This window comes from Flavobacterium lotistagni (assembly GCF_011392125.1).
Classification (GTDB): domain Bacteria; phylum Bacteroidota; class Bacteroidia; order Flavobacteriales; family Flavobacteriaceae; genus Flavobacterium; species Flavobacterium lotistagni.
In genome coordinates, this window is the sequence record NZ_JAAJBU010000004.1 from 1 (window position 1) to 13,828 (window position 13,828).

Annotated in this window: 10 protein-coding genes; 2 read left to right on the plus strand and 8 right to left on the minus strand. The window is 40.6% G+C overall.

Translation table 11 applies throughout. From position 1 onward, the window contains the following. A partial coding sequence (locus G4D82_RS06100; RefSeq protein ID WP_166335633.1) for a DUF4397 domain-containing protein occupies positions 1-1,121 on the minus strand: 1,121 nt, incomplete at its 3' end. A gap of 288 nt (positions 1,122-1,409) precedes the next feature. Between G4D82_RS06100 and G4D82_RS06105 the strand changes: the two genes are divergently transcribed. Next, a complete protein-coding gene (locus G4D82_RS06105; RefSeq protein ID WP_166335636.1) occupies positions 1,410-2,030 on the plus strand; it encodes a M15 family metallopeptidase in 621 nt (206 codons plus the stop codon). Here G4D82_RS06105 and G4D82_RS06110 read toward each other — a convergent pair. The 7 genes from G4D82_RS06110 to tsaD are packed head-to-tail and all read right to left on the minus strand — an operon-like array spanning position 2,027 to position 9,056. Next, positions 2,027-2,602: a hypothetical protein gene (locus G4D82_RS06110; RefSeq protein ID WP_166335638.1), complete on the minus strand. Its 576-nt coding sequence runs from the start codon at positions 2,600-2,602 to the stop codon at positions 2,027-2,029. The two genes, G4D82_RS06105 and G4D82_RS06110, sit on opposite strands and share 4 nt — an antisense overlap. Before the next feature lies 1 nt (position 2,603). After that, positions 2,604-3,785, minus strand: coding sequence for a THUMP-like domain-containing protein (locus G4D82_RS06115; RefSeq protein ID WP_166335640.1), 1,182 nt, complete (start codon positions 3,783-3,785; stop codon positions 2,604-2,606). A 2-nt stretch (positions 3,786-3,787) separates the two neighbouring features. Continuing rightward, positions 3,788-4,876 (minus strand): AI-2E family transporter, encoded by a 1,089-nt coding sequence (locus G4D82_RS06120; protein ID WP_166335642.1) that lies wholly within the window; start codon positions 4,874-4,876, stop codon positions 3,788-3,790. 4 nt (positions 4,877-4,880) lie between these two features. After that, on the minus strand, positions 4,881-5,519 hold the full coding sequence (locus G4D82_RS06125) for a DUF4159 domain-containing protein (RefSeq protein WP_166335644.1): 639 nt from the start codon (positions 5,517-5,519) through the stop codon (positions 4,881-4,883). Between the two features lie 6 nt (positions 5,520-5,525). Beyond that, on the minus strand, positions 5,526-7,292 hold the full coding sequence (locus G4D82_RS06130) for a T9SS type A sorting domain-containing protein (RefSeq protein ID WP_166335646.1): 1,767 nt from the start codon (positions 7,290-7,292) through the stop codon (positions 5,526-5,528). A gap of 29 nt (positions 7,293-7,321) precedes the next feature. Further along, positions 7,322-8,032, minus strand: a complete 711-nt coding sequence (locus G4D82_RS06135) for a 16S rRNA (uracil(1498)-N(3))-methyltransferase (protein ID WP_166335648.1) — start codon at positions 8,030-8,032, stop codon at positions 7,322-7,324. Between the two features lies 1 nt (position 8,033). Next, positions 8,034-9,056, minus strand: coding sequence for a tRNA (adenosine(37)-N6)-threonylcarbamoyltransferase complex transferase subunit TsaD (gene tsaD / locus G4D82_RS06140; RefSeq protein ID WP_166335650.1), 1,023 nt, complete (start codon positions 9,054-9,056; stop codon positions 8,034-8,036). A gap of 172 nt (positions 9,057-9,228) precedes the next feature. On the opposite strand from tsaD, the gene G4D82_RS06145 reads away from it, so the two are divergent. After that, a complete protein-coding gene (locus tag G4D82_RS06145) occupies positions 9,229-13,695 on the plus strand; it encodes a translocation/assembly module TamB domain-containing protein (RefSeq protein WP_235924312.1) in 4,467 nt (1,488 codons plus the stop codon). Positions 13,696-13,828: the final 133 nt, after the last annotated feature.

Consider the following 13,828-nt stretch of genomic DNA (forward strand, 5'->3'; position numbering starts at 1 on the left):
CCGTGGTGAACCAATACATCGGTGTTTGAAGCGTTGGTCGCGGCTTCTCTGCCTTGTGCATAAATTGCTAGTCCGAAATCTTGGTTTGGAGTATATCCGGTTGGACTCACAATTCCATCTGCAACAATAACATAAGTTTGGTTGGCTGTCAAGGTAACAGTAGCATCGTAAATACTTTCAGCAGCAGAAGTACTCAAGCTAGGAGCCACATCGATTCTGATAGGAACACCGGCAGGAGCGTCGATGAAAGGTGTTGCAGTTCTGAACTTGAAGTTGTCTAATAATAATGTTCCGTTGAGATAAACATCAACAAATTCAGCCGCAGCATCTGCTGAGTTGTGAATGACTTGTAGTCTGGCAGTAGGAGTAACCAATGGTAAAGCCACCAAATCGCCTCCGGTTGGCAAAGCTACCCATAGCCCGAAAGCTGGTCCTTCGCTATTGTTGGCTGGATTCAAGAATCCGCTGGCTACTACAGTAAGCGCTTTTCCTTGAAGGGCCAAAGTAGCCAATGGCGCTGAATAGGTTGCTACAGTCACAGTTCCGCTTGCATCTCTGACATCGAGCGTATAGTTGGCTGTTGGCAATTCGAGATAGCTTGAAGAGAAGTCGGTGTAAGCAAGATCATTGACAATAGTTCCCGCCGGTATACTGGTTTCAACGACATCAACCGTCGGTGCATCGGTAGCTCCGTGGTGAACCAATACATCGGTGTTTGAAGCGTTGGTCGCGGCTTCTCTGCCTTGTGCATAAATTGCTAGTCCGAAATCTTGGTTTGGAGTATATCCGGTTGGACTCACAATTCCATCTGCAACAACAACATAAGTTTGGTTGGCTGTCAAGGTAACAGTAGCATCGTAAATACTTTCAGCAGCAGAAGTACTCAAGCTAGGAGCCACATCGATTCTGACAGGAACACCGGCAGGAGCGTCGATGAAAGGTGTTGCAGTTCTGAACTTGAAGTTGTCTAATAATAATGTTCCGTTGAGATAAACATCAACAAATTCAGCCGCCGCATCCGCAGAGTTGTGAATGACTTGTAGTCTGGCAGTTTGCCCTGATGCTACACTGCTAATCAGAAGCAGAAGCATCAATTTCAGATTGTTTGTAATTCTTTTCATAGTGTTTCATTTAGTTTTGCTGTAAAACTAGTTTAATGTTTTTAAAAAAAGATTAAACAAAAATAAATTTGTTTTTTTTTTAACTACTGTAAATCAGTGTATAAAGCTAAAGTTGAATTTTAATTAAAATTCCGATAAATAGTACACTATGTTGTTAAATATGAAAGCTTTACTTTTAGTTTAAACGAGAATTACTATTAAACAATTTTAAAAATTAGAGTTCTGTTGGGCTAGATTGCTAGAATATCCAGAGATTATTCTGTTTCTTTGTGAACAATCAAAAGCAAAATGAAATTCAGGTATTTGATCATCTTATTTTTAGTTCCTTCACTTCATTGTATCGGTCAAGAGGCAAAACCCAATGACACCACATTTGTCAATCTTAAAGATTACAGTCCGGATTTTATTTACAATATGAAATACGCCACCGAAGACAATTTCTTGAAAACTAAAGTTTATGATTGTGAAGCTTGTTATTTAAGATATAAAACAGTCGAAGCATTAATCGAAGCTAACGAAAGATTCCTAAAACGGGGCTATAAGATTGTGATTTTCGATTGTTATCGTCCGCTGGATATTCAGAAAAAAATGTGGCAGATTGTTTCTAACCCAGATTATGTAGCCGATCCTAAAAAAGGTTCGATACATAACCGCGGCGGCGCTGTCGATATCACTTTAGCAGACAGCACCGGAGCAGTGCTTGACATGGGAACATTATTCGATCATTTCGGTATCGAGGCCAGCCATGACTATGAAGATCTTCCAGATCAAGTAAAGCAAAACCGAAAATTGTTACGCAAAATAATGACGCGTTCAGGCTTCCGTATTTTTCAAAGCGAGTGGTGGCACTACAATCTGAAAAATGCCAGAAAGGAGAGCATTTCAAATTTTAAATGGAAGTGCGATTAGTCTTTGCCCTCGATGCAATGGAAATAATCAATGAAGTACTTTTCAGGCTCGGTTAGCGAACCGTCAATTTCTGATTTTATCGCTTTTCGGATGATATAATCTGCGTTCTCAGTGGCAAATTTGACGCGAATCATCGTGGTAGGGATTTTCTTCAAATCTTCGTAATCGCCTTTCGGAAAAATGAAATAACCGGTCAATACGCGGTTATTTATTCCTTTATCGTCTCGCACCAAAGTTCCGCAACTTTCTTGGTTCAGGTGCAGCAACGTGATGATTTTATTGTTTTCGAGTTGGATGAATAACTTCGAATTTTTATCGAAACACTTGGCTTTGATGAATCCTTCGCTTTTTTCCAAAATCTGCACATTTAGCATTGGCAAACCATCAGTAATCACAATAGAATGAAAAAGATAGCTTGAATTTCCAGCGAAGTTTCTTTCATACATCAAGTATTCTTTAGTGGTTTTGTAATTCCCAATCGAATCCGTGACGTTGGTAGTGAAATCACATGGTTTTTGTGCAAAAGTAGTCGTGATGGTCAGTAAAAAAACAGTCAAGAAAAAGCGTTTCATACTAGTTTTGAATTTTGGCGCAAATTAAAACTATTTTGCGGTTATTTACATCGGTTGTGAAAAAACAAAAACGGTCTCCGCCATTAGTAATTTTCCATTTTTTGCGTATAGTTTCCACAGTATCTGGAAAATTGCGAACGGTAATATTGGCTTTGGTCTGTTCTAAAAGTGTTTTCATTTCGCTTTTTTGGTAAGCGATGTTGTACTCGACTTTGAAAATTCTACCAGGAAAATCAACCAAGGTTTCCGCAGTAAATAGTTGCGAATGCGGATGCAATTTTTCAAGCCCGAATTGTAATCCAATGGCATTGAAACCACCTGATTTCATAATGGCTGCATTGGGTTCGTAAAGATATGTTTTTGGTAAACCGTAGCTCGGTTGCAACGATTCATTCCAATTAAAATCAAAATAGTCATCGCCATTTTTTTTGAGATTGATGGTACTAATTTTAATAACACCATTGTAGCCTTTTGATATTTCCCAAAGCAATTCCTTGACTTCGTTTTCAAGCGCAATGATGTGAATTTGCCTTACATTTCTTAGTTCGCTCAAACCTGCCGTAATATCGAGAATCGGTGCTGTTTTGATTAGTATCTGATTGGAATATTGAAAGTAGAAATCCAGTAATTCAGGAACATTTGGTTCGCAATCACGTAGCATAAAAACTTTTCCTTTCTGTTCATTACGCCGCGAAGGGTCAAGGTAAATCCAGTCGAAATTCTGTTGGAGTTCCTGTAAAATTTCCTTAGAATCTCCGGCGTGAAATTCACAATTCCCAACGCCTAATTGTTCAAAATTGTGCTTAACAATTGCAGAAAGCTTTTCATTGGCTTCACAATGCGTCACCATTTTGAAAGTTTTAGCAAAATAAAAATCGTCTACACCAAAACCGCCAGTTAAATCAATAAGGGTTTCGCCAGAAATTAGGGAAGCTTTGTAGGCAGCCGTTTTCTCAGAAGAAGTTTGTTCAATCGAAATTTTACTCGGATAAAGTATGTTTTTTGCGGCAAACCAATGGGGCAGCTTGTTCTTGGCTTTCTGCCTGCCTAAAATTTGTTCTAAAATTTGAGTAAATGGCAATTCTGGAAACGGATTTTTCTGTAACGCCAAACGATGGATATCCGCCTCAGTATGCGTTTCTATAAACTGCTGAATGTTGGGCGCAAGCAAGGAAAACTGCAAGTCTAGATATTTTTAGTAAACATTTGAATTAACACATTTTCAGGGAAAAATTCTTTGCCAATGACTTTTAAAATTGTAAATAGTGGCACAGCGACAATCATTCCGACGATACCGAAAAGAAAACCGGCGATGAGAATTACCAGAAAAATTTCCAGCGGATGCGAACTCACACTTTTAGAGAAAATCAGCGGTTGCGAAAAATTATTGTCGATGAATTGTACCAGTGAAAACCCTATCAAAACATAAATAGTAGTTGGTAAAGTCTCGGTTTGAAAATCGCCACCAAGATTATTAATCATTGTTAAAATCGCTGCTAAAACAGTAGCGATGATTGGGCCGATATACGGAACGATATTCAAAATGCCACACAAAAAGGCAATCACAATGGCATTCTCCACACCGAAAATCAGCAATACAATCATATACAAAATGAAAACCACCAGTAACTGAACGAGCAATCCGATAAAATAGCGCGAGAGCAACACATTAATCTTGTCTAATGAATTCAAGATTTGCTCCTCATGACTGTCGGGGATTAGTTTTTTCGCGCCCTCAATAAACAATCGTCGGTCTTTCAAGAAGAAGAAAGTAATAAACAGCACCGAGGCCAAACCCATTCCGAAACTGCTAATGGTGCTCAGTAAAGTATTTAAAAAGTCAGGAATGACAGTAATATTTAGGTTAGAAGCGTTTTTTTGACTTCTAAGTAAGGCTTCAGCATCAATGTGATGGCTTTCGAGAAATACAGTCAATTCATCCATCAGCCGGAGTATGTTTTGTTCGATTTCGGTCGTATTCAATAGCGACAAACTTTCTCCTTGATTGATAATCAGCGGAATAAACAAGAGCATAAAACCAACAATGATCAGCACAAAGAACACTATGGTAAAGGCTGCGGCCAAAGTGTGTTTGAACTTCAGTCGTTTTTTTAAAAAATCTAGTATCGGATTGCCAATCAAAGTGAGAATCAATGCCACGACTAAGTATAAAATAACGGTCTGAATTTGATATAGAAAATACACGCCAATACACACTGCTAGGATAATTCCCAAAGCCCTGAGGATTCCGTTGGCGATGATTTTTGCGGTCATTTCTTTAATTGTTAAAAACGTAATTCACGATGTTTGCCCCCATCTTTAGTGCTTTGGTGCGAACCTCTGCCGGATCGTGGTGTACATCAGCATCTTCCCATCCATCACCCAAATCAGTTTCAAAGGTATACAATAACGCCAATCTTTGATCGATAAAAATCCCAAAAGCTTGCGGACGTTTGCCATCGTGTTCGTGAATTTTCGGAACACCGCCGGTAAATGCATATGGTTTCTGGAAAATAGGATGGTTGGCAGGAAGTTCGACCAATTCTGAACCGGGCATTATTTTCTTGATTTCCTTGCGAATGAATTCGTCCATGCCATAATTGTCGTCGATGTGTAGGAATCCGCCAGAAGAAAGATAATTTCTCAAGTTGACGATATCGGCATCGCTAAAAACCACGTTGCCGTGACCGGTCATGTGCACCAGTGGATACGACATCAAATCTGGGCTGGAAGGTTGCACGACCGCTGGTTTGGGCTTCAATTTAGTGTGTATGTTCTGGTTGCAGAACTTGATTAGGTTAGGCAAAGAAGTTGGATTCGCATACCAGTCGCCGCCGCCATTATATTTAAGTAAAGCGATTTCCTGAGCAGAGCTACAGTAGCAAAATAAAAGTAAGAGTATCCAACTTCTTTTCATCCTATTTTATTTTTTCAAGATTTTGATCGAACGATGTTCTTGCTCGCTATCGAGTGTTAAAAAGTAAACGCCATTATTCAATTGTGCCACATTGATTTGCGATTCATTTTGATACGGATGCAACTGTAAAACTTGTTGTCCCAGTATATTATAAATGCGAATAGATTTGATAATTTCTTTCGACTTAACTGTAAGCTTGTCATTCACCGGATTCGGAAACACCGTAAACACGCCGGCTACAAATGTATCATTGGCCAACGAAACCAGATTTACGGTAACCGCAAAACGAGTAGGACTCACACCGCGATTGCTTTCGCATCCGTTGACAATTTGTGTGGCGTAGTAGGTGGTGTCGTCTTGTAACAAAGTAATTGACGGGAGCTGGTTTCCGCCCACAGCACTATCATACCAAGTAATGTTCTCGCCTTGAACTTCCAAGTCTGCCAAGGTTTGACCTTCAGTAAAATCTTGGGTTGGCGCGCCTGTCGGTGGTGAAACAACAGGAAGTACTGTCAATGAAAATGGTTTGACATACAAGCAACCAGTAATTAGGCTCTCGATGACCATATAAATCGTTTTGTCTTGCGTGAAAGTGTATGCTGTAGGATTCGAAATGAAGTTATTGGTCGTATTTTGCGCGTCTTCAAGATTTTCGTAGTATCTGATGTAATAATCTACTGCTGGCAGACCGTTCAAGACTGTGATATCGTTAGATGTCAAATTAGTAGAATAAATAAAAGGAAACTCCCTACAAACACTATAGTCTACAGGAACGCCTATGCCCGGATCAGGCATTAGAATATCAGTGACTGAATTAGAGCTGACTACGGTTGTCAGGTTGCAGTTTACGTAAGTCATTTGAACTTGGTACGTGGCATTTTCGGTAGGGCAGACCAGCATCGAATCTGAAGTTTCATTCAGAACCGGAACCGCATTAATTGTCCATTGGTAAGTAACAGGCAATGCGGCACCATTTGGGCTAAAACGCCAAGCTTCGTTGGTGGTTGACCAAGTACCGGTGTTGCGCGCCGCAGGAACCACTGCAGCCGTTCCGTTCGCGTTCTGCAATCCGATAAGGCCTGATCCTGAATTCCAAGTCGTGCAGGCGGTTCTGCTTTTTACAAAGACTTCAATAATATTGGTGCTTTCGTGAATCACTATTTGTGAAGTTTGGAGTCCGACGTTACTGTTACATTGGAACATCGGTAATTCATTAAAGTTAACCACAAACACCCGGTTGGGTGCCGCATTCACTCCGGTATCCAACACATAATAATTTACGTTTTGCAAACTTGGATTAACTACTGGTGGAACCGCGATATTAGTGTCTTGATAAACGCCATATATTGCATTTTTAACCGGGAAAGCGGCATTGGGAATAGTCTGGGTAAATTGCCACGGACAAGTTCCCGCTGGGTTGTTATTGGTTAAATCAAAAGTGACTAATCCGTTGCTTCCCACCAAAAGCGAATTGTAGCAATTGCCATAGAAACTAAAATTAAATGGCAAATTGATCTCCGGCGACCAAACATCGTCAGCAGAGGTGTTGATTGTTACGCCTCCAACAAAAGGAAAAATCGGGCTGTATGGAATACTCTCGACGGTATAATCGGTCGATGATTTTAAAGTAGCGTGTGTCGTGGTCAGCAAGCTGCACTGCCCGGGAGAACAAACCATTGACGGACTCTCTATACTGATTTGCGCCAAAGGAGTCTGCGCCGTAGTTATAAAGCTGAATGCCAAGAACACAAATATGAAGTAAAGTTTTTTCATGAGTTTTTGTTTGGTTTGTGGAGGTAATATTAGGAATTTTCATTGATAAAAACAACGCTATGGCAAGCAATAACAGCAGCTGTTTCGGTTCTCAGCCGTGTCTGACCTAGCGAAACTGGGACGAACTTTTTCTCTAAAGCTTGTTCGATTTCTTTGCTAGAGAAATCACCTTCAGGGCCAATCAAAATCGTTACATCGAGATTTGGTTTTAAAATATTTTTTAGTGTTTTTTTATCGGTTTCTTCACAATGGGCAATCAATAGTTGGCCTTCGTACGGTTGGTTGATGAATGCTTTAAATGAAACGGCCTCATTGAGTTTGGGCAAATAGAATTGTTTGGATTGTTTCATTGCCGAAACCAGAATTTTCTCGAGTCGGTCTGTTTTGACCACCTTTCGCTCAGAGTGTTCGCAGATGATAGGTGTAATCTCGGCAACTCCAATTTCGGTTACTTTTTCTAAAAACCATTCGTAGCGGTCGTTCATTTTAGTTGGAGCTACTGCCAAATGCAAGTTGAATTTTGATGGTTCGGCTTGTTGAGTTTCGACGATTTTGACACTGCATTTACTGTCTGATGCGATTGTGATTTCTACAACAAATAAAAAACCTAAACCATTTGTAACAAATAATTTATCACCTTCTTTTTTTCGGAGTACTTTAATGATATGTTTGCTTTCTTCGCGGTCGAAGTTGAAGCTCAAAGTACTAGAATCGATTTCCGGGTTGTAAAAAAGCTGCATATCAAAATTGGGTTCTGGCCTTAGAAATTACAGCAGCAGTCTCAAAACTTTTGTTCAAGTATTTCTGATAACCGACAATTCCAATCATGGCCGCATTATCTGTAGTATATTCAAATTTCGGAATGTAGGTTTTCCAGCCGTATTTTGCCTCGGCATCTTTCAATGTTTTTCGAATACCCGAATTGGCCGAAACACCACCACCAATGGCTACTTGCTTGATGCCGGTTTCTTCTACGGCAAGTTTGATTTTATCCATCAAAATCTCGATAATCGTCTGTTGAATCGAAGCACAGATGTCGGCCTTGTTCTCTTCGATGAAATTCGGGTTGGCTGCCACCTGTTTTTGAATAAAATACAGAATTGCCGTTTTCAATCCCGAGAAACTAAAGTCAAGCCCGGGGATTTTGGGTTTGGTAAAAACAAAGGCATTCGGGTTGCCTTCCTGAGCAAATTTATCCACTAATGGTCCGCCGGGATAAGGTAATCCAAGGATTTTAGCACTTTTGTCGAAAGCTTCACCTACAGCATCATCGGTCGTTTCACCAATAATTTCCATGGCGAAGTAATCATCCACACGGACAATTTGGGTATGACCACCGGAAATTGTCAATGCCAAAAACGGAAAAGTAGGTTTGTCAAAGCCTTCTTCGTCAATGAAATGCGCAAGAATATGCGCCTGCATGTGGTTCACGGCAATCAGCGGAATCTGCAAAGCAATCGCCATGGATTTGGCAAACGAACTTCCGACCAACAGCGAACCCATCAAACCTGGACCTTGAGTAAATGCTATGGCAGAGAGTTGTTCTTTGGTCACATTGGCTTTTTTCAGCGCTGCATCAATTACCGGAACGATATTTTGTTGGTGCGCACGCGAAGCCAATTCAGGAACGACGCCGCCATATTGGTTGTGAATCAATTGGTTGGCTACAACATTCGACAGCACTTTGTCGTTTTGCAATACTGCCGCTGCTGTATCGTCGCAGGAGCTTTCAATCGCTAAAATAAATATACGCTCATTGGGCATAAATACTGGTAAATTTTTGGTTGCTATTGCACTAAATGCTTTGAAAAAAATGCTATTTTTACAGCGCTGTCAAAATTAGCCAAATTTTATCAATTGCGCCGGTTCATAGGCATTAATTAAAAAATTAATAAAGAACATTCTCATAAAACGCGTTCGGAAAATAATAGTTCGTTTGCTGCTGCTGCTCATACTCTTGCTATTGGTGTTGGGTATCGCGTTGACCTTGCCAGTTGTACAAACTAAAATTGCACAGTATGCTACCGAACGTTTGAACCGCGAATACAAAACTGATATTGCTATCGGACAAATTGCCATAACTTCTTTTGGTGTGGTCAAGCTCAAGAAAGTGCTTATACGTGACCATCACAAAGACACACTGATTTTTGCCAATCGCATTCACACCGATATTCTCGATTTGAAAAGACTTATCGACGGCGACTTGCTTTTCGGAACGGTTCGATTCCATCGTTTGCTAGTGAATATGAAAACTTACAAAGGCGAGAAAGACACCAATATCGACAAATTCATTGCTGCTTTCGATGATGGTAAACCTTCTTCAGGGAAATTTCTGCTCAAAGCCAATACAGTTTATCTTGAAAATAGTCGTTTTATCTTAATCGACGAAAATCGCGAAGTACCTAAAGATGTTGATTTTACGAAACTCAATGCCAAAGTGACGGATTTTAAAATCAAAGGACCGAATGTCAATACGACAATACAAAAAATGTCATTTCAAGACCATCGCGGTGTTTTTGTTAAGCATCTTCAATCTGATTTTACTTACACCAAGAAAAATATCCTGCTTCAAAAACTAGAGGTGACGACTTTATATTCTCATTTCAAAGGCGAAGTGGCACTGAATTACCGTCGCGAAGACTTTCAGGATTTCAACAACAAAGTGCGTTTCGATATTGACCTCGACCAAGCGGAACTGTCAACCAATGATATTCGGTATTTCTACAACGAAATGGGGCCGAATCAGAACTTTTCGCTGAAGGCCAAAGTGACCGGAACCTTGAACAATCTCACTGCCCGAAGAATGCGTCTTATCGACAGCAAGAATACACAGATTATCGGCGATGTGAATTTCAAGAATCTTTTCGGCAACGACAAGCAGTTCTTCTACATGAATGGTACTTTCAGTAAAGTTTCCTCAAATTACAACAACTTAGTCAAGTTATTGCCGAATATACTCGGTACGAAATTGCCTACTTCGCTCAAAAAAATTGGCCAGTTCGATTTGCACGGAAAGGCCCAAATTACCGTGAAAACGATTGTGGCAGATTTTTATATGGCTACGGCGTTGGGTAACATTCAGTCGCAGCTCGATATGCGTGATATTGACAACATCGACAACGCCAAATACAAGGGCAATATCATACTCGAAGCTTTTGATGTAGGTGCTTTTTTAGGCAGAAATGACGTAGGCAAAGTAACGCTCAACATCGATGTCGACGGGCAAGGTTTCAAGCAGCAATACCTCAATACGGCTTTCTCCGGCGATGTATACAAGATTAGATACAACGGTTATAATTACAGCAAAATTATTGTCGATGGCAAGTTCAAGAATCCGGTTTTTGAAGGTAAGGTTTTCATCAATGACCCGAATTTGTTTCTAGATTTCAATGGTGCGGTGAGTTTGGGCAGGAAGGCCATCAACTATAATTTTGAAACCAAGATTGATTATGCCAATTTGCGCCAACTCAACTTTGTAAAAAACGATTCGGTATCGGTTTTTAAAGGCGATATCAAAGTGAACGTGGTCGGAAACACGCTCGATGATTTGCGTGGCGATGTGCATTTTACCACAACTTCTTACGCCAACAACAAAGACAATTATTATTTTGACGATTTTTCGCTGCATTCTAGTTTTGACCCAAATAATGTACGCACCATTTCGATAGAATCGCCAGATATTGTTCAAGGTAAGGTTGTCGGAAAGTTCGAAATCAATTCACTCAAGAAAATGCTGGAAAATTCTGCCGGTAGTTTGTATGCCAACTATTCGCGCAATCCGGTCAAGAAAGGGCAGTACCTCAAATTCGATTTTACGATTTACAACAAAATTGTCGAAGTGTTTTATCCGGGTATCGAAATCGGCTCTAATACCAGACTGCGTGGCAACATCGATTCGGATACCGATGATTTCAAGTTCAATTTTTCTTCACCTAAAATCAAGGCTTACAGCAATTCGTTTGATAATATCAAGGTCGATATCGACAATAAAAACCCGCTTTATAATACTTATGTTTCGCTCGATACAATCAACACCAAGCATTATAAAGTCAGTGATTTCAGTCTGATTAATATCACTACCAAAGACACTTTGTTTTTGCGCACGGAATTCAAAGGCGGCGATGCTGGCCAAGATGCGTATAGTCTGAATCTTTATCACACCATCGATGCCCAGCGTCAGAACATCGTCGGGATTCAGAAATCAGAACTCAAAGTCAATGATTTTCTCTGGTATCTCAACGAAAATGACACGCGCGACAACCGCATTATTTTCGACAAAAAGTTCAAGAATTTCAATATTGAAGACATCGTACTTTCGCACGACAACCAAAAGGCAAAGCTCACCGGAATCATTAAAGATAAGGCCTACAAAGATTTGAGTCTGAGCTTTAATCAGGTGCAACTCGAACGTTTGCTGCCTAGGATGGACGAGCGTTTTAAAACCACCGGAAGTCTGAGCGGTGAAATTTCGCTCAAACAAGACAATTCAATTTACCAACCGACTTCGGCTTTGCGTATTGACAATCTGAAACTTAATGATATTGCCCTTGGGGTGATGAACCTCAGTATTATGGGCGACGCGAACTTTCAGAAATTCTATGTCGATTCTTCGATTGAAAATGAAAATGTGGCAGCTTTTGAAGCCGAAGGAAATATTGAAATCATTGATAAGCAAACCAATTTCGACTTGGATTTGAATTTCGAGCAGTTCAACCTCGGGGTGCTTTCTTCGTTGGGCGCTGGTGTAATTTCGAACATTCGCGGTTTTGCGTCGGGCCGTGGCAATATCGGTGGCAATCTTGATGATTTGGATATCAATGGTCGTCTTTTAGTTGATAAAGCTGGGCTTGGCATTCCTTATCTCAACGTCGATTACAAAGTAGAAGACCAAACCGTAGTCGATGTCACCGAACGCAAATTCATCATCCGCAACGCCAACATGATTGATACCAAATACGGCACTACCGGAAAACTCTACGGCAGTATCGGTCACAAGGATTTCTCTGACTGGCGGCTTGATTTGGGTGTCGAATCTAAGCGAATGTTGGCTTTAGATACTAAAGACAGTGAAGATGCAGCTTATTTCGGAACTGCATACATGGATGGCGAGGCGACGATTACTGGTCCGATCAGCAATTTGTTTATTAAAGTAGACGGGAAATCCGAGCAAGGCACGACGATTAAAATTCCTATCAGCGATGCAGAAAGTACCGGCGATAATAATTACATCCATTTTGTGACCAAGAACGAAAAGTTCAATGTGAAGAAAGGAATTGCCCAAACACAGAAAAATGATAGCGGCGTAGAACTTGAGTTCAATTTCGATATTACGCCAGAAGCTGAGGTCGAAATTATTCTAGACCGAAATTCCGGTCACGGGATGAAAGGAAAAGGTTTTGGTTCGTTGCTGTTCAAAATCAACACGCTTGGAAAGTTCAATATGTGGGGCGATTTTCAAGCCTATGAAGGAACTTACAATTTCCGTTACGGCGGAATTATCAACAAACTTTTTACTATCAAGAAAGGCGGCTCTGTCACTTGGGAAGGCGATCCGATGCGGGCGAATCTGAATCTTGAGGCAGTGTATAAAACATCAGCAAATCCGGCGGTGCTTATTGAAAATCCGTCGTTCAACAAAAAAGTGGATACTGAAGTTGTTATTGGCCTCAAAGGAAACTTGAGCAACCCGCAACCTGATTTTACGATCAATTTCCCGACGGTAAGTTCGGTACTTAAATCTGAAATCCAGACCAAACTCGATGACAAAGATGTGCGTCAGAAGCAAGCCTTAGTACTTTTATCCACCGGTAGTTTCTTGAGTGTTGACGGTTTGAACCAAACTTCGATTACCAATAATTTATACGAGAAAGTGGGCGATATTTTCGGTTCGATCCTCAACGATAATGAAGATAAGATTGTCGTCGGTGTCGATTTGGTGTCGGCCGATAGAAATCCGGGTAGAGAAACTGATGGTCGCGTAGGTTTGACCGTTTCGACCAAAATCAGCGACCGCATCAGCATCAACGGGAAATTTGGTGTTCCCGTCGGTGGACTGACACAATCTACAGTAGTCGGAGATGTCGAGGTACAATACCGCGTGAATGAAGATGGCACCATGAACCTGCGCATGTTCAACAAAGAGAACGACATCAATTACATTGGGCAAGGCATCGGCTATACGCAAGGCATTGGTTTGACCTATCAAGTCGATTTTACCACGTTCCGACAATTGCTCGCGAAAATTTTCAAGAATCAGAAAATCGAAATCGTCAAACCAGTAGACAAAGTTTCCGACTCCGAAATGTCGCCCGATTATATTCAATTCGTCGATCCTAAGGGAAAGAAAGAAAAGAAATCGCCGTCGGAACCCCACAACCACGAAGCCGTTCCTACTGACGATTAATTTCTTGGCTCGTCTAGCAAAAATTCAGAAATCTGTGAATTTCCGTTCTTTTTACACCCCTTTTTTTAAAACTTATTAACGAAATCGTTTGAAATTCCTCGAAAACACTAAAGGAATAATAATAACCGGATTT